The sequence below is a fragment of the Allostigmatella hybrida genome, assembly GCF_020103775.1.
Taxonomy (GTDB): Bacteria; Myxococcota; Myxococcia; order Myxococcales; family Myxococcaceae; genus Hyalangium; species Hyalangium aurantiaca.
Map to the genome: position 1 here is coordinate 13,059 of NZ_JAHXBH010000020.1, position 21,565 is coordinate 34,623.

21 protein-coding genes are annotated in these 21,565 nt (G+C 71.0%); 10 read left to right on the forward strand and 11 right to left on the reverse strand.

Features of this window, described 5'->3' with window-relative positions; all coding sequences use genetic code 11:
* Positions 1 to 16: 16 nt before the first annotated feature.
* The 3 genes from epsZ to KY661_RS25400 form a co-directional block, all read right to left on the reverse strand.
* The gene (epsZ, locus tag KY661_RS25390) at positions 17 to 1,531 is read right to left on the reverse strand and encodes an exopolysaccharide biosynthesis polyisoprenyl-phosphate hexose-1-phosphate transferase EpsZ (protein ID WP_263437353.1); all 1,515 of its coding nucleotides are present in this window, start codon (positions 1,529 to 1,531) and stop codon (positions 17 to 19) included.
* A gap of 374 nt (positions 1,532 to 1,905) precedes the next feature.
* A complete protein-coding gene (locus KY661_RS25395) occupies positions 1,906 to 2,958 on the reverse strand; it encodes a glycosyltransferase family 4 protein (protein ID WP_225412680.1) in 1,053 nt (350 codons plus the stop codon).
* Positions 2,959 to 3,056: 98 nt separating this feature from the next.
* Positions 3,057 to 4,865, reverse strand: a complete 1,809-nt coding sequence (locus KY661_RS25400; RefSeq protein ID WP_225412681.1) for a response regulator — start codon at positions 4,863 to 4,865, stop codon at positions 3,057 to 3,059.
* Between the two features lie 368 nt (positions 4,866 to 5,233).
* On the opposite strand from KY661_RS25400, the gene nudC reads away from it, so the two are divergent.
* On the forward strand, positions 5,234 to 6,073 hold the full coding sequence (gene nudC / locus KY661_RS25405; RefSeq protein WP_225412682.1) for an NAD(+) diphosphatase: 840 nt from the start codon (positions 5,234 to 5,236) through the stop codon (positions 6,071 to 6,073).
* A 10-nt stretch (positions 6,074 to 6,083) separates the two neighbouring features.
* Here the strand turns inward: nudC and KY661_RS25410 are convergent, their stop codons facing one another.
* Both KY661_RS25410 and KY661_RS25415 read right to left on the reverse strand, forming a co-directional pair.
* Complete coding sequence (locus KY661_RS25410) at positions 6,084 to 6,527, reverse strand: hypothetical protein (RefSeq protein WP_225412683.1); 444 nt, start codon at positions 6,525 to 6,527, stop codon at positions 6,084 to 6,086.
* Between the two features lie 7 nt (positions 6,528 to 6,534).
* Positions 6,535 to 6,816, reverse strand: a complete 282-nt coding sequence (locus KY661_RS25415; protein WP_075009148.1) for a hypothetical protein — start codon at positions 6,814 to 6,816, stop codon at positions 6,535 to 6,537.
* 98 nt (positions 6,817 to 6,914) lie between these two features.
* Here KY661_RS25415 and KY661_RS25420 point away from each other — a divergent pair, with 98 nt between their 5' ends.
* Positions 6,915 to 7,217 carry a hypothetical protein gene (locus tag KY661_RS25420; RefSeq protein WP_225412684.1) on the forward strand — a complete coding sequence of 101 codons (303 nt, stop codon included), beginning with the start codon at positions 6,915 to 6,917 and terminating at the stop codon, positions 7,215 to 7,217.
* Between the two features lies 1 nt (position 7,218).
* On the opposite strand, the gene KY661_RS25425 is transcribed toward KY661_RS25420, so the two are convergent.
* Positions 7,219 to 9,294: an ATP-binding protein gene (locus KY661_RS25425; protein WP_225412685.1), complete on the reverse strand. Its 2,076-nt coding sequence runs from the start codon at positions 9,292 to 9,294 to the stop codon at positions 7,219 to 7,221.
* Positions 9,295 to 9,409: 115 nt separating this feature from the next.
* Between KY661_RS25425 and cysQ the strand changes: the two genes are divergently transcribed.
* Positions 9,410 to 10,210: a 3'(2'),5'-bisphosphate nucleotidase CysQ gene (gene cysQ, locus KY661_RS25430; protein ID WP_225412686.1), complete on the forward strand. Its 801-nt coding sequence runs from the start codon at positions 9,410 to 9,412 to the stop codon at positions 10,208 to 10,210.
* Here cysQ and KY661_RS25435 read toward each other — a convergent pair.
* A complete protein-coding gene (locus KY661_RS25435) occupies positions 10,207 to 11,151 on the reverse strand; it encodes a hypothetical protein (RefSeq protein ID WP_225412687.1) in 945 nt (314 codons plus the stop codon). The two genes, cysQ and KY661_RS25435, sit on opposite strands and share 4 nt — an antisense overlap.
* 142 nt (positions 11,152 to 11,293) lie before the next feature.
* Between KY661_RS25435 and KY661_RS25440 the strand changes: the two genes are divergently transcribed.
* On the forward strand, positions 11,294 to 12,346 hold the full coding sequence (locus KY661_RS25440; protein WP_225412688.1) for a hypothetical protein: 1,053 nt from the start codon (positions 11,294 to 11,296) through the stop codon (positions 12,344 to 12,346).
* Here KY661_RS25440 and KY661_RS25445 read toward each other — a convergent pair.
* The 3 genes from KY661_RS25445 to KY661_RS25455 form a co-directional block, all read right to left on the reverse strand.
* Positions 12,324 to 13,142 (reverse strand): alpha/beta fold hydrolase, encoded by an 819-nt coding sequence (locus KY661_RS25445; protein WP_225412689.1) that lies wholly within the window; start codon positions 13,140 to 13,142, stop codon positions 12,324 to 12,326. The two genes, KY661_RS25440 and KY661_RS25445, sit on opposite strands and share 23 nt — an antisense overlap.
* 105 nt (positions 13,143 to 13,247) lie before the next feature.
* Complete coding sequence (locus tag KY661_RS25450) at positions 13,248 to 13,490, reverse strand: GIY-YIG nuclease family protein (protein ID WP_225412690.1); 243 nt, start codon at positions 13,488 to 13,490, stop codon at positions 13,248 to 13,250.
* Between the two features lie 63 nt (positions 13,491 to 13,553).
* A complete protein-coding gene (locus KY661_RS25455) occupies positions 13,554 to 13,904 on the reverse strand; it encodes a CBS domain-containing protein (RefSeq protein WP_317987299.1) in 351 nt (116 codons plus the stop codon).
* A gap of 110 nt (positions 13,905 to 14,014) precedes the next feature.
* On the opposite strand from KY661_RS25455, the gene KY661_RS25460 reads away from it, so the two are divergent.
* From KY661_RS25460 to pdxA, 4 genes are read left to right on the forward strand one after another with little or no spacing between them, the layout of a single operon-like run.
* The gene (locus KY661_RS25460; RefSeq protein WP_225412692.1) at positions 14,015 to 15,034 is read left to right on the forward strand and encodes an alpha/beta hydrolase; all 1,020 of its coding nucleotides are present in this window, start codon (positions 14,015 to 14,017) and stop codon (positions 15,032 to 15,034) included.
* Positions 15,035 to 15,091: 57 nt separating this feature from the next.
* Positions 15,092 to 16,084: a peptidylprolyl isomerase gene (locus KY661_RS25465; protein WP_225412693.1), complete on the forward strand. Its 993-nt coding sequence runs from the start codon at positions 15,092 to 15,094 to the stop codon at positions 16,082 to 16,084.
* A gap of 8 nt (positions 16,085 to 16,092) precedes the next feature.
* Entirely contained in the window at positions 16,093 to 17,061 is a 969-nt protein-coding gene (locus tag KY661_RS25470; RefSeq protein WP_225412694.1) for a peptidylprolyl isomerase, read from the forward strand.
* Between the two features lie 26 nt (positions 17,062 to 17,087).
* On the forward strand, positions 17,088 to 18,044 hold the full coding sequence (gene pdxA / locus KY661_RS25475) for a 4-hydroxythreonine-4-phosphate dehydrogenase PdxA (RefSeq protein ID WP_225412695.1): 957 nt from the start codon (positions 17,088 to 17,090) through the stop codon (positions 18,042 to 18,044).
* A 6-nt stretch (positions 18,045 to 18,050) separates the two neighbouring features.
* Here the strand turns inward: pdxA and KY661_RS25480 are convergent, their stop codons facing one another.
* Entirely contained in the window at positions 18,051 to 19,265 is a 1,215-nt protein-coding gene (locus KY661_RS25480) for an AgmX/PglI C-terminal domain-containing protein (protein ID WP_225412696.1), read from the reverse strand.
* 238 nt (positions 19,266 to 19,503) lie between these two features.
* On the opposite strand from KY661_RS25480, the gene KY661_RS25485 reads away from it, so the two are divergent.
* Positions 19,504 to 20,271 carry an outer membrane beta-barrel protein gene (locus tag KY661_RS25485; protein ID WP_225412697.1) on the forward strand — a complete coding sequence of 256 codons (768 nt, stop codon included), beginning with the start codon at positions 19,504 to 19,506 and terminating at the stop codon, positions 20,269 to 20,271.
* 42 nt (positions 20,272 to 20,313) lie between these two features.
* On the forward strand, positions 20,314 to 21,564 hold the full coding sequence (locus tag KY661_RS25490) for an extracellular solute-binding protein (RefSeq protein WP_225412698.1): 1,251 nt from the start codon (positions 20,314 to 20,316) through the stop codon (positions 21,562 to 21,564).
* Position 21,565 lies beyond the last annotated feature (1 nt).

Here is a 21,565-nt window from a genome sequence, read left to right on the forward strand (position 1 = left end):
ACCCGGCCGGGCGCCGCTAGCTGGCCCCGCTGCCGGTGAGCACCACGGGGACCGTCTTCAGGATGAGGTCCAGGTCGGTGCGCAGCGTCCAGTGGTCGATGTACTGCATGTCCAGGTACATCCACTCATCGAAGGTGATCTGGTTGCGCCCCGACACCTGCCAGATGCAGGTGAGCCCGGGCCGCACCGACAGCCTCCGGCGCTGCCAGGCCGCGTACTTGGCCACTTCATTGGGCAAGGGCGGCCGGGGACCCACCACGCTCATCTCCCCGCGCAGCACGTTGAGCAACTGGGGCAGCTCGTCGATGGAGTACTTGCGGATGAAGCGGCCCACGCGGGTGATGCGCGGATCATTCTTGATCTTGAACACGGGGCCCGTCTGCTCGTTCATCGCCTCCAGGCGCGCCTTGAGCTCCTCGGCGTTCACCACCATGGAGCGGAACTTCAGCATGCTGAAGGGCTTGCCGTGCAGCCCCACGCGCTTCTGCTTGAAGAGCACCGGCCCGCGCGAGGTCATTTTGATGAGCAGCGCCACCGTCAGCATCAGCGGCGAGAGCACCAGCAGCGCCGCGGAGGACGAGGTGATGTCGAACAGGCGCTTGATGGCCATCTGGTGCGGCTGGGGCGCGTGCGTGACGAAGTGCAGGTAGCCGTCGGCCACCGCGTGGCCATGCTCGGGGCGCGCCCGGTCCATGCGGAACGGGTGGGCCGGCAGCGCGAACGGGATGCCGAACTTCTCGCACAGCTTGATGGCCGCCTGCATCTCGGTGCCGTGCTTCTGCACGTTGCCGGAGATGTAGACGACATCCACCGGGACCTGGCAGAGCACCTCCTCCAGGCGCTCCACCTTGCCCAGCACGTTCGGCGGGGAGTTCGCGCCCTGCACCTCGTTGCTGAAGGCCAGGTGGCCGCACACCCGGCGCCGCCCGTGCTCGGCCAGGTGCTCGCCGGTGAGCCGGCCCATGGCGCCAATGCCCAGGATGAGCGCCTCGTCCAGCGGCTCCTCGCGCACCGCCAGGCGGCGGAACACCAGGTGGCGCAGCGTCACCACGCCCGTCCACAGCATCAGCGGGAAGAACGTCAGCGCCACCACCGGCATGCCGCCCGCGATCAGCAGCCGCTCCAGGTAGAGCACCCCGGTAATCACCACCACCGTGATGGAGGTGAGCGCCAGGTCATCCAGCGGCGCCCGGTCCGAGAAGCGCGCGTCATACAGGCACAGCGTGGTGCCCACCAGCACCCAGCCCAGTCCCGCCACGCCCAGCAGCAGCCAGAAGTCCAGGTTGGAGAGCTGCAGCGAGTGCCCCGCCAGCAGCGTGGAGCCCAGGAGCGCCACCACCACCCAGGCCAGGTCCGCCAACAGGTTCAACTTCGCGGCGAAGCCCGGCGCCAGGCGCCCGCGCACGGGCTTGTTGGTCCGCATCGGCGCGACAAAGACCCGCGGGGCCTCTGCCACGGCGGCAACCTTGTTAGGTTCGCGCGACGGCGCCGAACTCTCAGCGCTTTCTTTCGGGACCGATGCGGTCTGCATGCCAACCTCCCCACGACCCAGGGAAAAGCCCGGGGCTCGAGTCCCCCGGAATACAGGGGGCGGACTTCACGGCGCCTCCCTGCTCTTAACCTCCTAAGATTGTACGGGTCCTCGAAAAGTGCACGCAAGCACGCTGAAATTCGACGCCGTTAAAATACCTGTTGGGTAGGAGATGCCGGCCTCGTTCCGGAAGAGCAAGCAAGCTCAGCACTTACAACTTCCAGCCACCGACATTCCGCCCCCGGGGCAGGGCCCCGTTGCCTACCCCGCACGTGGGTTGGAGGAACCCCAACAGGTTTTTCCAGGAGTGTACGCATGGCCTTTTTCCGGCTCAACTTGACGCGCCGCGCCAACGTCTGGCCCCCCGGTCGGACTCAGGTGTGCGGTGGCGGCGCATCGCCGGCGAATGGACTGAGGATGCGCTCCACGTACCGCTCCACGGAGAAGTCGCGCACGGCTTTCTCGCGGGCGCGCTGCCCCATGGCCTCGGCCTCGGCGGGGTGGGCCAGCACCCACTGGATGCGCTCGCGCAGCTGGGCCGGGTTGCCCGGGTCCACGAGGAGGCCTGTCACCCCGTCCTCGATGAACCCCTCCACATAGGGGTTGCGCGTGAGGATGACGGGCTTGCCCATGGCCATGCCCTCCAGCACCACGGTGATGCCGCTGATGATGGGCCGCGCCAGGGGCACCACCACCACGCGCGACTCGGCGTAGAGCTGGCGCAGGTTGAGGTAGTTGCCCCAGGAGCGCATCTCCACGTTGGGCGGCAGGGCCTGGGCGTCCTTCTGCTCCTTGCCCGCCACCGAGTAGCGCCAGGCGGTGTCCGCGGCGATCTTCACCTCGGCGTCCAGCCCGGTGGCCGCCGCGATGAGGGTGCCGTAGTCGCGGTTCACCGCGCCCGCGGCGCACACCCGGTGGAGCACGGGCTGTGCTGGCTGGGGCTGGAAGTAGGCCGTGTCCACGCGCGAGTAGATGACGGTGATGCGCTCGCGCGCAATGCCGTATTCCTCCACCAGCACGCGCCGGCTGTGCTCGGACAGGCACAGGAAGTGGTCCACGCGCCGCCCCAGCCCCACCTTCGCCAGCGCCAGCAGGCGCTTCTTGCTCGCCACGTTGTGCACCAGCAGCACGATGCGCCGCTTGCGCCGGCCCAAGAGGGCCTCCCACGCCAGGAATTGGATGCCGGGGAACTCCTCGCCCAGGAGGATGTTCTGGCGCCGGCGCGTGGCGCGCCACGCGGTGAGCGCGAAGCGCGCGCAGTCCACGTTGGAGGCGGGGTTCAGCCCCTGCTGCGCCATGGAGAGCACCTGGGTGAAGGGCCCCTGGCTCATCTCGACGAACTCGCCCCGGGGCACCTTCTTCTCCAGCGCGCCGCTGACATGGCGGGCTGGCTCCCCCACGGCGATGAATGCGGAGTCTTGCGGCATGAAGTCCTCGCGCGCCCCAGAGCCCGGGCGCGGGCCTCATGTAGACGCCGGCCCCCGCGCCGGTCAACCACGGGGCCGCGCCGCCCGCGGGGAGCGGCTCAGCCCATCCCGGGCAGCAGCAGCCGGAAGGTGCTGCCCCCCGAGGCGGCCGGCAGCACGGCCAGGTCCGCGCCCATGCGGCGCAGAATCTGGTACGCCAGCGCCAGGCTCAGGTTCAGCCGCATGGTGCGCCCGCCGTGGGAATCCTCCTGGATGCGCGCATCGAAGATGTCCGAGCGCCGCTCCTCGGAGAGCACCAGCATCGGGTCCTCCAGCCAGATGACGGGCCGGTCCTTGTCGTGGCCCGCGCGCAGGACGACGGGCTCGCGCGAGGCCCCCGGCCGCTCCAGCGGCATCTCACACAGGAACGTCACCAGGCGCGCCAGGCTGCTCTCCAGCTCCTTGCGCCCCACGTGCGCGATGACGGCGTTGGGGGCCTCCACGCGGATGGGCCGCGGCAGGTGCTCCTTCTCCGTCCACGCCTGCAGGAGCGGGGTGACATCCATCTTCTCGAACTGGACCACGGGACAGTCGCCCGACAGCGTGCGCAGCTCGGAGAGCAGCCCCTCCACGCGGCGGATGCCGTCCACGGCGTCCTCGGCCGCGTCCGCCGAGTCCTGGATGACCGCCTGCGCCTCGGAGCCCGTCACCGCGAGCAGCCGCCGGGCCAGCTCCATCAGGCGCGGCTCGCCGCGCGAGGCCAGCTCGTGCGCCACGTCGCGCGTCACCGACGAGAGCGTCTTCACGTTGCGCGAGTAGCCCGTGAGCGCCTGGAGGCTCGCCTTCGTGAAGGCCAGCGGGTTGCTCAGCTCGTGGGTGAGGCCCGCGGCCAGCTTGCCCGCGGTGGCCAGCTTCTCGGCCTTCACCATCTCGCCGCGCGCCGCGAGCATCTCCTTGAGCCGCGCGTCCATCTCGCTGTTGAGCCGCGCGGTCTCCAGCGCCAGCGCGAGCTGGGCGCAGAAGAGGTTGCCCCTCTGAAGCTCGGAGACGGAGAAGGCCGGCTGGGCGATGCCCCGCATGAGGATGAGGCTGCCCGCGGGGGCGCTGCCCGCCTGCAGCGGGTAGGCGATGGCCGCACCCAGGCGGGAGACAGGCGAGAAGGGCCACTCCTTCGCCGCGTGCGTCACGCTCACGGGCTCCTGGCGCCCGATGGCGCGCAGGGCCAGCTCGCGCAGCGCCTCCAGCGGCAGCTCCAGCCCGTCCGGCGGGGAGCAGAGGTGGAGCACGCCCGTGTCCGGATCCGGCAGGAGCAGCCGGAAGGCCTGGTGCGGCACGAGATCCAACGCCAGCTCGCCCAGGTGCGCGAGCACCTCGGCCCGGGTGCGCAGCGACAGCAGCGCGCAGCTCACCTCGTAGAGCGGCACCAGCGAGCGCAGGCGCCGCTTCTCCACGGCGCGCAGCAGCACGTGCCGCAGCTCCTCGATGTCGTACGGCTTGCGGATGTAGTCGTACGCGCCGTAGCGCATGCAGGCCCGCGCCGTCTCGGCGCTCACGAAGCCCGTGGCGACGATGACCTCCATGTCCGGATCCATCTGCCGCAGCACCGAGACGGTCTCCATGCCCTGGGCGTCCTGCGACTTGAGGTCCGTGATGGCCACGTCGAAGCGGCGCGTGGCCAGCAGCGCCACGGCGGCGCGTCCGCCCTCGGCCATCACCACCTCGAACTCGGTGGAGGGCAGGGAGAGGCTGATCAGCTCGCGCATGTCGGGCTCGTCGTCGATGACGAGCACGGAGATGCCGCCCGAGGAGGCCAGTTCCTGCACGGTGCGCCGGGGCAGCGACGAGCCCCCGCGCGGCGGAGCGATGCCCGCGGCGCTGGCGTGCCGCGAGCCAAAACCGTGTCTGCGCCGAGGAGCTCTCTGGTTCATCTCCATGCCGTCATCTCCCTGCCGCCCTCATCCGCGCCGCGCACGTCCCGGGGCCCAACCCGCTTCTTTGCCCCAGGACGGAACCCCTTTACTGAAACACGTTTCCTTGTAACCGGCACGTCAGGTCCTGTCTCTTGGATGACCGGGCAGGCCGTGTAGAAGAAATCAATTTGGGCCCGTGGCACGGCTCTTCCTGCCCGCTCCTGTTCATAGCGAGTTTCTGGAAGATCCCACTTGGCTGCCTAATAGGGCGGGGCTTCGGCTGAGCGCCCGGGGGGGAGGGCATCATCCCCTTCCCGTAACGCTTGCCCTGCGCGAATGCCTCCCCGGATGCGCGCGTCTGCGGCGCCCACGCTATGGTGTCCCGTGTGAATCCCCCCCGCTTCGTCCCAGGCCATGTCCCCCCTCCCCGCGCACGCGAGGCGTGTCTGCTCTTCGCCGCGCGCGGGCTGGAGCTGCTCGTCGCCGAGCGCGAGGGGACGCCCACCGTCCCCTCGGGGGCCGAGCTGCCCAGCCTCCTGGAGGGCGCGCACTTCCTGGGCACCCTGGAGGGGCGGGACTGCTACGCGGTGGCTTACCCCAAGGAGCTGGAGCCGCCCCCGGGCATGAAGCTGGTGACCGCGCGCGGCCTGTTCATGGTGCTGGATGACGTGTGGCTCGGCGTGGCGGGCCGAGCCCTGGCCATCGCTGAGTGGGATGTGACCCACCGCTTCTGCGGCCGGTGCGGCCAGCCTACGGGGCTGGTTCCCGGCGAGCGCGCCCGGCGCTGCCCGGCGTGCCGCACGCCGTACTACCCGCGCATCTCCCCGGCCATCATCGTCCTCATCTCCCAGGGGGAGCGCATGCTGCTGGCGCGCGCCTCCAGCTTCCCCGACGCCTTCTTCAGCACGCTGGCGGGGTTCGTGGAGCCGGGCGAGTCCCTGGAGGAGACCGTCCTGCGCGAGGTGAAAGAGGAGGTGGGCCTCGAGCTGAAGAACCTACGTTACTTCGGCAGCCAGCCCTGGCCCTTCGGGCGCTCGCTCATGGTGGGCTTCAACGCCGAGTACGCCGGGGGCGAGGTGCGGGTGGACGGCCAGGAAATCATCGAGGCCAACTGGTACACCATCGACGCCCTGCCCCGCATTCCGCCCCCGCTGAGCATCGCCCGGCGTCTCATCGACGCGTTCATCGCCCAGGTTCAGGCAAGCAGGCAGGCAGGCGGGCGATGACGGGGAGCCCTCAGTAGATGGCGCCCCGGCTCCAGGCATAGAGCAGGGCCGCCGCCCACAGCCCCAGGAGCAGGAGGTTCACCCCGCCCAGCCCCCGGGCCACCTGGGCCTGGCGCACGCCGCGCAAGGGGCCCTCGCCCCGGTGGATGCGCCGCAGCTCGCGCGCGGGCCACCACAGCCCGGCCGCCGCGGCCAGGAAGTTGAGGAGGGGCACCGAGAAGCCGCACATGGGAAAGCAGACGATGGCCAGCACGTTCAGCGCGAGCACCGCCTGCACCGTGCGCGACGGCGCGCCGTGCTGCCGCAGCCAGAGGACACACGGCTCACAGTAGGCCGCCTCCCCCATCAGCTCCGTGCACTCGCTGCACAGGAAGGTGCCGCACCGGGCACACGGGGCCACCGCGGCCACCCCGGGATGCTTCGCGCACTGCGCGCCCGCGGGCTCCAGGCTCACGGCGGGTTCAGTACCCGGGAGGAGGCAGGCTGGACATGCTCTCCGCGAGCGCGTGCGCCCCCAGCCCCAGGCACACGGCCGCCAGCAACGAGCAGCCGAAGAACCCCGCCAGGATGAGGCTCTTGCGCGGGTGCTCGAACTGGCTGAAGGCGTAGAACAGCACGTAGAAGGGGATGAGCAGCACCATCATCCCGGTGCCCACGCTGCGGCGGAACGCGTGGAGCAGCAGGAAGGCGGCGCAGACGAGCGTCACGAGCGCGAACAGGGCGGCGAGCGGCAGGAGCGGCACGATGGCCCAGAGATAACACGGTCCGGGCTTTGCGGCGGCCCCCCGCGCATATAAATGACGGCCACCGCTTCCCGCCCCCCCCTGCCGAGGTGCCCCCCATGGCCGTGCTCAAGACCCTGCTGACCTTCATGCTCGCGGGGGCCTTCCTGGGCAACCAGGCCGCCACCTACGCGGCCCCGCACTTCATGGCCTGGTACAACGAGACGCCGCTGGCCGCCCAGACGGTGTGCAACCTCCCCCAGGTGGTGCGCGACGTCACCGCGGACCTCATCCAGGCCCAGCTCATCGGCTCGGGCATCGGCGCGGCGGTGTTCCTCGTGCTCGGCATCCTCTGGGTCCGCGCCCGGGCCCGGAAGCAGCGCCCCCAGCCCCCGGCCGCCCCCTCGCCCCACCCGGCCTGAGTCAGGGCGCGTCCGGCGGCGGCTGGGTCTCCTGGATGACGTCCTGCAGCAGGGTGCGCAGCGCGGGCAGCTCCACGGGCTTCTCCAGCCAGTACCGGGCCTGGCCGATGAACGCCTGGGCCCGGGGCGTGAAGGCCCCGCCGGTGAGGAAGATCATCCGCGCGGCCATGTCCGGGCGGTGCTCCCGGAGCCGGTCGTGCAGCTCCATGCCGGTGATGTCCGGCATGGCCAGGTCACACACGATGGCGTCGAACGTCTCGCCGCCCAGCAGCCGCTGCAGGGCCTCCATGCCCAGGAGCATGGTGATGTCGTAGCTGTCCTTGAGCGTCCGCCGGATGGACGAGGCCACCAGCGGCTCGTCATCGATGAGCAGCACCCGCGCCCGCGCCCGCGCCCCGAGGGAAGGCACCGGGGTCCGCTCCTCGGGGACGGCCGGCGGCGCCTCGGTGGCCGGCAGCGTCACGGTGAACGCCGTGCCCTGGCCCACCTCGCTCCAGGCGGAAATCCTTCCGCCCAGCGCCACGATGATGCCGTGGCAGATGGACAGGCCCAGCCCCGTGCCCACCCCCACGGGCTTGGTGGTGAAGAACGGCTCGAAGATGCGCGCGAGCACCTCCGGCTTCATGCCCGAGCCGGTGTCGCGGATCTCCACCTCCACCTGGCCAGAGGCGCCCACGCGCGTGCGCACCGTGACGCTGTGGGCCTCGGGGTTTCCCTCGGGGATGGCCTGCGCGGCGTTCACCAAGAGGTTCAGGAACACCTGCCCCAGGCGCGTCTCGTCGCCCAGCACCGGGGGCACCGGGCCGTAGTCGCGCACCAGCCGGGCCCGGGGGCGCAGCTCCGGGGCCGCCATGTTGATGGCGAAGTCCAGCCCCTGGTGCACGTCCACCGGCACGCGCCGGGCATCCTCCACGCGGGAGAACGTCCGCAGGTCCTTCACGATGGTGCGCACGCGGTTGGCGCCCTCGCGCGCGTCGGCCAGCGCCTTGCGCAGCTCCTCGTGGTGCGGGAGCTGCGCCGCGGCCTGCGTCCCCAGGTTCTCCTCCAGGTAGAGCAGGTTGTTGGTGATGAACGTCAGCGGGTTGTTGATTTCATGGGCCACGCCCCCCGCCAGCGTCCCCAGGGCGGCCATACGGTCGGCGACGGCCAGCCGCATCTCCAGCACCTTGCGCTCGGTGATGTCCTGCGCCGTGCCGCTCAGCCGCACCGGCCGGCCCGAGCCGTCGCGCACCACCTGGCCCCAGATGTGAATCCATCGCACCTCGCCCGAGGCCTGGAGCAGCCGGTACTCCCCGTGCAGCGAGGGCCGCCCCGCCAGCACCTGGTTCAGCTCCTGCTCGAAGGGCGTCCGCTCCTCGGGGTGCATGCTCGCGAGGAGGGCCTTGTGGCTCGCCTCGCCGGGGGCCCGGCCCAGGATGCGGTAGAGCTCGGCGGACCACGTGTGGAGGTCCGAGGAGATTTCCCAGTTCCAGCTGCCCATGTGGGCAATGGCCTGGGCCTCGGCGAGCGCCGCCTCGCTGCCCTTGAGCTGCTCCTCCATCTGGAGGCGCTTCTGCAGCTCGATGCGGGCCACCAGTTGTTCGAGCACCATCCGGGAGCAGATCAGCCCCAGCAGCCCCGCCATCAAGATGAGCCCCAGGTTGAGCAGCACCAGGCCGGGGTGCTCCATGAGCTGCCCCATCAGCGCCAGCATGGCCAGGTAGCAGCCGCTGATGAGGAGCGTGGAGAGCACCGTCGCCCGGGGCGTGTACCGGATGCCGATGACGACGACCGTCAGGCAGATGATGGTGAAGTAGTGGGTGTGGACGCCCCCGGTGGCGTACTGCCACGCCATCACGAAGCCGAAGTCGATGGCGGACGTCACCGAGGCCAGCAGCGCCGCCCGGTACCTCCGGTAGGGCTCCCACCAATAGAGGAAGAGCGCGTAGGCCATCGCCAGAACCAGCACCCCGTAGGCGAACCGGGGCCCCTTCCCGGTGAGGCCCTCCAGCCACGGGTAGGAGAGGCCCCCCACCACGATGATGAGCAGCCGCAGCAGCACCACGCCGCGCTCGGCGGCCAGGAACTTCTCCGCCAACGCCCCTTCCCTCGATGACTCCGACAACTGCGCCATGCTGCCCATGATGGATAATTCAAATATACATGTTTCCGGGTGATCAACGATGGCGCCGCCACCCGGGCGGAAGGACAGGATGCTCGAACTCGATGAGGCACGGGTGGCGGCGGTGTGCGGCGTGGCCCAGGAGGCGGGCCGCGCCACCCTGGCGTTTCATGGCGGCACGGTCGCCTTCGAGCGGAAGGCGGATGACTCGCCCCTGACGGCGGCGGACCGGGCGGCGCACACCCACATCGTGGGGGCGCTGCGGCAGCTCACCCCCCACCTGCCCATCCTCTCGGAGGAGTCCAGCGCGGAGGAGGCGGCCGGGCGTCACGCCTGGAGCACCTTCTGGCTGGTGGACCCGCTGGATGGGACGAAGGAGTTCATCAAGGGCAGCGGCGAGTTCACCGTCAACATCGCCCTCATCTCCGGCACCCGGCCCGTGCTGGGCGTGGTGCACGTGCCCGTCACCGGGGTGACGTACTGGGGCAGCGCGGCGGGCGGCGCCTTCAAGGCCCTGCCCGGCCAGGCCCCCGTGCCCCTGCGCACCCGCCCCGCCGTGCCCGGGCAGCTCACCGTCGTGGCGAGCAAGGACCACGCGGGCCCCCGGGTGGAGGCGCTGCTGCGCCGGCTCGGCACGCCGCGCACGGCCACCCTGGGCAGCTCGCTCAAGTTCTGCCTCATCGCCGAGGGCCAGGCGGACTTCTACCCGCGCTTCCTGCCCACCAGCGAGTGGGACACCGCCGCGGCGCAGGCCGTCCTGGAGGCCGCCGGGGGCAGGGTGACGGACCTCGCCGGGCAGCGGCTCGTCTACAACAAGCCGCAGATCCTCAACCCCCCGTTCCTGGCCTTCGGGGACCCGGGCTACGGCTGGCACGCCCTGCTGGAGGATTAGGGCCGGGGTGGCGTCCCGGGCGCGCTGTCCGGGTTCGCGGGGGGCTCGGGCTCGCGGTGGAACATCTGGGCCAGCAGCCGCTCGGCCGCATCCGCGAGCACGTCGCGCGCCAGCCGGTCCTCCTCGCCGAAGAAGCGCCGGCCCACGCGCGCATCGAGCACGTGGGTGGCCAGCAGCGTGAAGGCCGCCGCCTCGTCGAAGGACGTCTCCGAGGACAGGACGCGCTTGCCCGGGTGCAGGTCCTCCTGGTCGAAGCGGCCCTCCCACGTCTCCCCCAGGGTGACGGAGAAGTACTGCATGGCCACGTTGCCGGGGCGGGCCATGTGCGAGGTGGCCACCACCACGCGCAGCCGCTGCTGCTCCTCCGGCGTCATCTGCCGCTTCCAGGCCTCGACGGTGGCGTGCATCGTCTCGAGCTGGTCCCTCGCCGCGTCCTCCGCGTTGAGGAGCAAGTCGGGAGCCTGCGCGCGCGCGTAGGCGGTGAGCGCCTCGGGGGTGATGCCGCCCGGGGCCAGGGCCTGCACGAGGAGGCCCTGGGTGGACTCGAGGATGCGGCGCTGGCGCGCGGCCTCCCCGGGCGTGAAGCCCCGGTGTTCGAGGCTCTCCAGCGCGGCGGTGAGGAGCCGCTGAATCCCCTGGAGCCGCTCCCGCAGGGGCTCGCCGGGCACGCCCCGCCGCTCCCAGAGCAACATGTGGAGCGCCAGGGGCACGTGCGTGATGGACTTGAACGCGTGGTAGCGCCGGGTGCGCGCGGGGCCCTCGAAGCGCTGGCCGCCCCGCCGGAGAATCAGCACATCGTCGATCTGCGCAATCACCGGGCCCAGCCCCGCGAGGATCTCCTCCCGGCGCGAGGCATACGCCTCCCGGAACGCACCGTTGAGGACCGACAGGGGATCCGTGGGCTCCAAGGCGGCGGGAAGGGGGGCGGAGGACTCGGCCATGGGCCCCCTATAACGCAAGCGCGGCGAGGCCACCGGCCGTCTTCCCGCGGGCGGTGCGCGCCTCCCTGACGCCGGGCCGCGCTCCAGGCGGCCGTCCCTGCGATTCGGGGCAGGCGGTGCCGGGGTGGGCTAAGGTGGGGCCATGTTCTGCGCGCATTGCGGGCAACCGCTTCCCACACCCCCGGGCCGGTTCTGCGCCCACTGTGGCAAGACCACCACCGCCGAGGGCGCCTCGGACGGCCCCCGGCTTCCCCCCGAGGTGAGCCGGGCCGCGGCCTCCGCGGCGGAGGCCACCCGGCGGGCCGCGGAGCACACCGCCCACGCGGTGCAGAACGTCCTGGAGGACCCGCGCCTGCGGGGTCGCCTGCCGGGGCGCTCGCTGGCGCTGCTGGGCGCGGGGCTGGTGGCGCTCGCCATCCTCCTGACCCTGCTGCCCTTCTTCTCCGGCATCGGCTGGATCTGGTCGGTGCTGATGCTCGCGGGCAGCGTGCTCATCGGCGCGCGCGAGCTGCGGGCCGCGGGCCGCGTCCTCCCCACCCCGCTGGTGCGCGCGGCCCAGGTGGCCGAGCACCCGCACTTCCTGCCCCTCTTCACCCTGCTCACGTTCGTGCACGCGTTCATGGTGCTGTCGCTGGGCTTCATCCCGCTGCTGTGGCTGCTGGCCGCCCTCGTGCTCGGCTATGACCAGCGCCATGCCCTGCGCCCGCTCCTGGCCAGCCCGGGCACCCCGGAGCAGCAGCGCCTCGGCCGCTGGGTACTGGTGGGCGCGCTGGTGTGCGTCACCTCGATGTGGGTGCTGACCTGGGGCTACAGCGGCGGCGGCTTCCTCGGGGGCTTCCAGCCCTACCACGTGCGCGAGATGCAGATGGATGGCTTCACGCGCAACTACGTGGACCACTACGAGTTCCGCTACGACTCGATGGTGAACTACATGCCGCCCTATGCCACCTCGGGGCGCGCCCGGCCGTTCTCGGCCCTGGTGGTGCTGGCGCTGGGGGCGCTCGTGGTGCTCACCCGCGCGCGGCCTTTCGAGTTCAGCCGCTACCCGTGGCTGCTGCCCGCGCTGGCGGGGGGCATCACCCTGTGGGCGGTGCTCGGGCTCGTCTCCCGCCCGGGCCCGTGGCTCTTCCTCGCGGGCGCGCTCATCATCGATGTCGCGGTGGCGCGCGGCTTCAGGAGAGCAACGGCGACGTGAGGAACGCGTCCACGGCCTGGGTCACCGCCAGGGGCGCGCTCAGGTGGGGCAGGTGCCCCCGCGCCGGGATGGAGACGAGCGTCGCCTGAGGAATGGTCCGCGCCATGTAGTGGGCCACCGAGTCCGGCACCGCGAAGTCCTCGCCGGCCTGGAGGATGAGCGTGGGGGGCCGCACGCGGGCCAGCTCCTCCCGGTGGTCGGACTGGAAGGTGATCTGCGCGATGGACCGGGCGATGTCCGGCCGCATGCCGCACAGGGTCCGGATGAACTCCTGCGCCAGCTCGGGCCGCTCCGGGTTGCCCACGGCCGCCTTGCCGAAGCCGCTCGCCCACGAGACGAAGCACGCGGACATGGACGCGTACAGCGCGTCGATCTCCGTCTGCTCGAAGCCCCCGACATAGTCCTGGGAGGGATCATTCAGGTAGCGCGGCGAGGCCTTCACGAACACCAGCCGCCGGAAGCGCGTGGGGTCCATGGCCGAGGCCAGCACGCCCACCATGCCGCTCAGCGAGTGGCCCACCAGGGTGCAGTCCGTGAGCCCCAGCTCGTCGCACACCTCCAGCACGTCCTCCGCATAGCGGTGCAGGCTGCGGTAGCGGCGCGCGGAGTAGGCGTTGAAGTCGGACTTGCCGCAGCCCACGTGATCGAAGAGGACGACGCGGTACCGGTCCTGGAACGCCTCGGCCTGGAAGCGCCAGGCGCTCTGCTCCGACCCAAACCCGTGGGCCATGAGCAGCGTCTCCGGCCCCTTGCCCAGCACCGTCACATTGTTGCGCTTCGTGATGACTGAACCCATGACGCCCTGACCGATGGAGTGGAGGAGAGGTGGGGGGGCACCCCACGGGAATTCCTTCCCGGGGCCCGTGGGGAATCAACCACCGGCCCCCTCCCGTTGCTCACTTCAGGACGCCCGGCCTGCCCGGCCGCACACCAGCCGCAGCTTCTCGGCCCGGGTCAGCCGCTTGAGGGCGGCCTCGCGGCGCAGGGCGGCGCTTCGGTCCCCGGCGGGCTCGCTCCACACGAGCACCACGGGCAGCCGGGCCCGCGTGTAGGCCGCACCCCGTCCCTTTTCATGGGTCGCCACCCGGCGCTCCAGGTTGTTCGTGGCGCCGGTGTACAGCGTTCCGTCCCGGCAGCGCAGCATGTAGACGGTCCAAGGGGGAGAAGCGTCCTGCACGCGCGGGACTGTACCGCACCGGGAGAAACTTCAGTGGCTCCCGTGTCCTTCCAGGGTTCCTTCCAGAAGATCCTCCGCCCGGATCAGCTGGACCTCCTTGGGCTCCTCGCCCCCCATGCACAGCTCCATCACCCGCGACACCGGCAGCAAGGGGTCCTCCCCCCAGGCGGCCAGGATGTGGGCCTCGCTGAGGAGCCCCAGCAACCGCCCCGTGTCATCCACCACAGGGAGCAAGCGGACGTGGTGACGCTCCATCACCTGCAAGGCACTCAGCAGTGTGGTGGTGGGTAAAACGGTGACAGCATGGCGGGGAGTTTCTTTCCCATCTGCGCTTTGCTGCTGCATCCCATGGTCCTCCAGGTCAGTGTGGGGATGTGGCATTGCAACCTCCCTGCCGTTCTTGAGGATGCTCACTTTTCAACGAAGCGCACGGCGTGCCACCCAGGTACAATTATTTTGTGACGCGAGCACAGGAGCCCAGGCTCCACCGAATGGCAGATCTTTTCTCCCGGACGGTACGGACGGGGGCTGAAGGTCCGCTCACCCTGACCTTCCGGCCCGATGAGCTGTACCGGGTGCCCACCGATGACGGGGCGGCCATTTGTTTAGGCCGCTACCATCCCCGGGGGGAACGGCGCTACGCCGAGCCGGTCATCCTGTGCCATGGACTGGGAGCCAACCGCTTCCACATGGACTTCGACGAGCACTACAGCCTGGCCCGGCACCTGGCGCGTGCGGGCTTCGAGACGTGGGTGCTGGAGCTGCGCGGCCGGGGACTGGCGGGGCCCAGCGGGGACTTCACCTTCGATGACCAGGCCGAGCACGACGTGCGGGCCGCCCTGCGTACCGCGCTGTCCACCGGGGCCAAGGAAGTCCTCTGGGTGGGCCACTCCAAGGGCGGGCTGATGCTCTACGCGCACCTGGCCCGCAACCCCCAGGCCCCCGTGCGCGCCGCCGTCGCCCTGGGCAGCCCCTTCACCTTCGCCGTGCAGCCCGGCCTGCGCCTCTTCATTCAACGCATCGAGCCATTGTTGCGGCTCAAAATGATTCCCACGCGGCGCGTCGCGGGGCTGGCGTTCTTCGGGGCGCCGCCGGGGCCGCTGACGCGCTACATGATGCTCGCGGCCAACATGGAGACGGAGGTGGTGAAGCGGGCGCTGGCCAACGTGCCCTCGGACATCTCCGGCGGGGTGGCGCGCCAGTTCGCGCGGTGGGTCTCCACCAACGCCTTCACCTCCTATGATGGTGGGTTCGACTACCGGGTGCCGCTGGCCGGCGCGCGGATGCCGTTCCTGCTGCTGGCGGGCAACAAAGACTTGCTGGCCCCGCCGCTGGCGGTGGCCCGGGCGCAGGAGTACCTGGGGGGGCCGGTGAAGCTGGTCATCGCCGGGAGGGACCACGGGTTCGCGGAGGACTACGGCCACGCGGACCTGGTGCTGGGGCGCCGGGCGCCGGACGAAATCTTCCCCCTGCTGGAGACGTTCCTCTCGGCGCACGCCACCCGGCTCTAGGGGCGGGGCGGCGGGCACTGTTGCCCTTTGGCCCGGTCCTGCTACAGGAAGTTCCGCATGTGCCCCACCCTTCCGCGCGCCCCCCTGCTGGTCCTCTGCCTGCTCCTGGGCCTGGGGGGCTGTGACAAGCCGCAGCTCGAGGCCCCGGACGCCAACGTGGTGGCCATGGTGAACGGCGAGGTGCTGGGCCGGGCCGAGTTCGAGCAGGAGCTGTGGCGGGAGCTGTCCTCCGCGGAGGGGCCCGAGCGCACCCCCGAGGAGGTGGAGCCCTTCAAGCGGGCGCTGCTGGACACCCTCATCAAGCGGATGCTGCTGTTGCAGCAGGCCAAGCAGTACAACCTCACGGTCACCCCGGACGAGGTGGACCGGCGGATGCTGCGGCTGTCGGGGGACTACCCTGCGGAGGGCTTCAGCGACGTGCTGGCGCAGGGGCAGCTGTCGCTCGCGGAGCTGCGGGCGCGCGAGGCGAACCGGCTGCTCATCGAGAAGCTCTTCACGCACCATGTCTACTCGCGCGTGGCGGTGACGGAGGAGGAGCTCCGGGCGTACTACGCCGCGCACGAGGCGGAGTTCCAGGAGCCCGAGCAGGTGCACGCCGCGCAGCTCGTGGTGAAGGGGCTGGACGAGGCGCGGCGGGTGCAGGCGCAGCTCAAGGCGGGCAAGAAGTTCGCGGACCTGGCGCGGCTCTACTCGCTGAGCGCGGATGCCAAGGTGGGAGGAGACCTGGGCTTCTTCCCGCGCGGGCAGATGCCGCCCGCCTTCGATGAGGTGGTGTTCAACCTGCGGCCGGGGCAGGTCTCGGACGTGGTGTCCACGGAGTACGGCTACCACCTGTTCCGGGTGCTCGAGTTCAAGCCGGCGCGCAAGCGGGAGTTCGCCGAGGTGCGGGCGCAGGTAGAGGCCCGCGAAGTCAAACGCAAGCAGGCAGAGGCGCACGAGGCCTTCGAGAAGGCGCTCCTGGACAAGGCGAAGCTCTCGGTGAACGAGAGCACGCTGCAGTCCATCCGGGGGCGGCCTACGGCTCAGGCCGCGGCGGCCAAGGGAAGATGAGGAACGGGATGAAGACGAAGCTGGGTGTCATCGCGGCGGCCGCGCTCCTGTGGGGCAGCGGCGCGCGCGCGGAGCTGGTGGACCGGGTCGCCGCGGTGGTCAACCGCGACATCATCACGCTGTCGGAGGTGAACCAGCGCGCGGCCCCCGAGCTGGCGCGGCTCGCCGGGGAGAAGGATGCGCGCCGGCGCGCGGACGCGCGCGCGCAGATGATGAAGCAGGCGCTGGATGTGCTCATCGCCGAGAAGCTCATCGAGGCGGAGATCCGCGAGCTGGGCATGACGGTGTCGCCCTCGGAGGTGGACGAGGCGATGGCGGACGTGCGCAAGCAGAACGGCATGGAGACGCAGGAGCAGTTCGAGGAGCTCCTGAAGCGCGAGGGCTACACGCTCAAGAGCTACCGGGAGTTCCTCGGCAAGCAGATCGCCCGCGGCCGGCTGATGCAGATGAAGGTGGGCCCCAAGGTGAAGGTGTCCGAGGAGGACCTGAAGGCCGCCTACGCGCAGTACGCGAAGCTGGAGGGCGGCGAGGCGGAGGTGCACGCGCGCCACATCCTGGTGTCGGTGGACCCGAAGGCTTCTCCAGAGCAGGTGGAGGCGGCGCAGAAGAAGGCGCAGGCCATCGCGGAGGAGGCGCGCCGGCCGGGCATGGACTTCGCGGCGCTGGCGAAGGCGCGCAGCGAGGGCCCGAGCGCGGAGGACGGCGGAGACCTCGGCTTCTTCCGGCGCGGGGTGATGGTGCCCGCGTTCGAGAAGACGGCGTTCGCGCTGAAGGAGGGCGAGGTGAGCGAGCCCATCCGCACCAACTTCGGCTGGCACGTGCTGAAGGTGGAGGAGCGCCGCGCGGTGGGCGTGGCCCCCTACGAGGAGCTGCGCGCCAAGCTGGAGCAGCAGCTGCGCCAGGACAAGACGGAGAAGTACATCGACCAGTACGTGCAGGAGCTGCGGCAGAAGTCCTCCGTCGAGGTGAAGATCTGAGCCGGGAGGAGGCGCCCCGTCCCCGGGTGGGCATCTCGCTGGGGGACGTGTCGGGCATTGGCCCGGAGGTGACGGCGGCGGCGCTGGCGCTGCCCCGGGTGCGCCAGGCGCTGGTGCCGGTGGTGTTCGGCGACGGGCCCACGCTGGCGCGCTTCCCCGTGTTCGGAAGGTACGCGCGCGCCACGCCCCAGACGCTGGGCCAGGCCACGGGCCCCACGGTGTGCGTGGTGACGCAGCTTGCGGAGAAGGACCGGGTGCCGGGCAAGCCCACGCGCGAGGGCGGCCGGGCCCAGTACGCCTACGTCACCGCGGCCATCGAGGCGGCGAGAGGCGGGCAGGTGGACGCGCTGTGCACCGCGCCGGTGTCCAAGGAGCAGATTTCGCGCGCGGGCATCCCCTTCATGGGCCACACCGAGGTGCTGGCGGAGGCCTTCGGCGTGGAGGTGATGATGATGATGGACGGGCCGCGCGTGCGCGTGGCGCTGGCCACCAACCACGTGCCGCTCTCGGCGCTGCCCCGGCTGCTCACGGTGGAGGGGCTCACCGCGCAGCTCAAGCTGCTGTCGCGCTCGCTGGAGCCCGTGGTGGGGCGCAAGCCCCGGATCGCCGTGCTGGGGCTCAACCCGCACGCGGGCGAAGGGGGACTGCTGGGGCGCGAGGAGGTGGAAGTGCTCGCCCCCGCCATCCGCCGGGCGCGCGCGGCGCGGGTGGATGCGCACGGGCCCGTGCCCGCGGACGGGCTCTTCGCGCGGCCGGATGCCATCCCCTATGACGCGGTGCTGGCGATGTACCACGACCAGGGGCTCATCCCGGCCAAGGCGCTGGACTTCGAGCGCACGGTGAACGTGACGCTGGGGCTGCCCGTGCCGCGCACCTCGCCGGACCACGGCACCGCGTATGACATCGCGGGCAAGGGCCAGGCGAACCGCGTGCCCATGGTGGAAGCCTTGCTCAAGGCGGCCCAGCTCGCCCGGCGGGGCTAACCGCTCCTAAAAACGGAAGGGGAACTGGATGGGCGCCTGCTGCACGCGGTGGCGCGGGAACTTCCAGCCCCGCACGAGCCCCTCGATGCAGCGGGCCAGGGGCGTGCCCCGCATCTCCTCGGAGGCCATGCCCACCTGCGCCGTCGAGCCGCTCGACAGGATGGTCCAGCGCAGCACGAAGGAGCCCCCCTCGCTGCCCGTGGCCTCCTTGTGGCGCCGGATGCACGAGGCGATCGCGGGCTGGTTGGCCACCACCACGCGCTGAATCTCCGAGGGCTCCAGGCGCTCGGGCAAACCGCTGCTGTGGGCCCCATCGCTCGAATCGCCGAGGTCCTCCTCCTCCACCTTCGAGGGCCCCCACCCGGGCGCGGCGCGCTTGCGCCCGGGTGCCGGGGCACTGCGCTTGTCCGCGACGCTGAGCTTCTGGGCGAACTCCGCGTCCAGGTCCTCCGCCGAGTCCAGCTTGGAGGGCTCTGGAGCGGCCTTCACGGCCGTGGGCACGGGGGTCGGCACGGGCGCCTTCGGAAGGGTCTTGGCGGGCTCCGGGGAGGCCACGGTCTGCCGCACCGGCGGCTTGGGACGCGGCGGCTCCGGAACCGGCTCGGGCTTCGCGGGAGCCTGCGCCACCGCGGCGACGGTGCCCGCGGGAACGGAGGCCTCCTTCACTTCCTGAGCACGCAGCACCGCGGGGCGCATCGCCCAGAACGCGCAGGCGGCCCCCACTCCCAGGGCCCCCACCCCCAGGACCCCCACCGCCAGCAGCACGGACGTGAGGCGGCGGCGCGAGGCCGGGGGCCGGAGCGTGTCCTCCAGCGTCTGCCACGGCTTCTGCAAGGAGGCAGTCTCCTCCTCGGACAGCGGCGCGGGCTCGGCGCCCCAGGCCAGCTCCGGCAGCAGCACCTGCGTCGTTTGCGTCTCGCTCACCTCGGGAGGCTTCTTGCTGGCAGCAGCCTCGCGGACCCGCGGCGGGGACTCGGACTGCCCCTCGGGCCCCGGCTTCGAGCCCATCCACCGCTCCTCCTCGGCCGCCAGCGCGAGCATGCCCTGGAGGCTCTTGCGAGGCTTCCGCGGGGCCGTCACGGCGCGGGAGGCGGGCTTCGGCTCGGGCGCGGGCGGGCGGAGCAGCTCACGGTCCAGATAGGCGTCCAGGTCTTCTCCGAGCGCGTCGTGTACGTCCGCGGACACGGCGGGCTCCAGCTCCAGCTCTTGATGACGGCCCATACTCCCCCCACTTCGCGCCTGCGAAGCCACCTCGTGATGAGGCAGGAATTCAAGCTAAGAACGAAAAACTGGAGCGCCACCGGGGCGTTCACCGGTGAGCGCGGCGAGCTTCCGCTACCCACCACTGGCGCGCGCGACCGTCCGCTGCCGGGCGTTCGCATTGAATCTTCAGGAGGGGCCCCCGTCTGAGGGAACGCATTCCGCAGCGCACCGCTGCCCTCTTCTCTGACGGAACATCATGACCGCCCACGCTCTCTGGAAGCTCTCCGCGCTGACCCTCTCCCTGATCGCCCCCGCCGCCATGGCGGACTGGCGCGGCACTGGAGACTTCAAGCGGACCCAATCCAACGACGGTGACTACGCCGAGGATCGCTCGCGGAACGAAGCGTCCTTCGAGGACAGCGAAGACGGCTCCGGGCAGGACGGCCGCGGGTTCGCCTTGGGCCTGCGGGCCGGCTTTGGCCTGCCCCTCGGAAAGGCGACGGGCGAGGCCGACGCGAACTTGAGCGATGTGGTCTCGGGCATCATCCCGCTGCAGATCGACGCGGGCTACTTCCTCACCTCCCACCTCTACCTGGGCGGCTCGTTCCAGTACGCCCCGGGGCTCCTCGCCGAGGATTGCGAGGAGGGCGCCAGCTGCTCCATCAACGTGATGCGCTTCGGCGTCAACCTGGCCTACCACACCGCCCCGTTCGCGAAGGTGGATCCCTGGGTGGGCCTGGGCATTGGCTACGAGCGCTTCAACCTCAGCGCCTCCGCGGAACTCGGCGGCGACACCTTCGAGTCCAGCGTCACCTTCAGCGGCTTCGAGTTCGCGGCGCTCCAGGGCGGCGTGGACTTCAAGCTCAGCAAGAACTTCGCGGTGGGTCCTTTCGCGACCTTCACGGTGGGCCAGTACTCCAGCGCCAGCCTCTCGGACGGTGAGGACTCCGAGTCGGTGGACATCGACGAGAAGGGGCTCCACTTCTGGCTCATGGGTGGCATCAAGGCGCAGTACCGGTTCTAACCCCCGGAGGAGCACCGCGCGGAATCCGGCTATAAACCGGACATGCCCTCCCCCAAATGGATGCTGCTGATCAGCGCGGTGACGTGCCCCCTCGTGGGCTGTGGTGACTCGGAGCCGGAGCCCACGCCCGGGCCCCGGACCCAGCTCCGCGTCCCCCTCTACTCGTACATTCCCGACGCGGCGGGAGACCAGTTCCGCGCCCTCGGCGAGCGGCTCGAGCGTGAGTTCGAGCAGCTGCACCCGGACGTGGACCTGGTCATCAACCCCACGTGCTTCAAGGACGACCTCTACGAGCCCGCCGAGCTCGCGCGCTCCCTGCGCGGCGAGGGTGACTGCCCCTACGACGTCGTCGAGACGGACACGTCCCTGCTGGGCGAAATCGTGGAGACGGGCGCCGTGCGCCCCTGGCCGGCGCTGCCGCAAGGCCCCCAATGGCACCCCGCGAGCCTCGAGGCCTCCACGTACCAGGGCCAGCTCTACGGGGTGCCGCACTGGCTGTGCGCGCACTACCTCCTCTCGCGCAGCGAGGCGGTAAGCAGCGCCCCGACGGTGGACGCGCTGGTGCAGGCGCTCGACGGGCTTCAGACCCCGGCCATGAACCTGACGGGCAACTGGCTGGGAAGCTGGAACCTGCCCGCGCTCTACTTCGACGCGTGGACGGACTCCTACGGCGCCGGGAACGTCCAGTCCGCCGTCTCCACGCAGTATGACCCGGACGTGCTCGCCGGCATGAGGGCGCTCGTCCAGGGCTGCGAGACGGCCAACGGCAACCCCTGCATCGATGGCACCTACGACGCCAGCGAGAACTTCGACCTGCCCACGCACCTGTTCGCGGACGGCCAGGCGGACGCGCTGCTGGGCTACTCCGAGCGGCTGCACACCGTGCTGAAGCGGCGGCCCGAGGAGGCCACGGCGGGCACGCTGCGCATCTCGCTCGCGCCGCTGGGCCAGGGCAACCAGCCCATCGTGTTCACCGACTCCTTCTTCCTGGGCAAGAACTGCACCGGCGCCTGCGAGCAGGCCGCCCTCCGGTTCACCGAGTACATGAGCCAGGCGAGCACCTACTCCTGGCTGCTCATGAGCGAGGATGCGCCCGCCACCGGCCGCGTCCCGCGCTACCTCATGCCCGCCGCGCTGGAGGTCTATGACACCCCGGCGCTGAAGGCCGACCCGTTCTACCCCTCCATCGGCGCCGCCACGCGAGAGGCCGGGGCCTTCCCCAACCGGGGGCTGTACCCCATCCGCAAGCAGATGCGGGACGACCTCCAGCGGACCCTCGCCGGCGAGGGCTGAG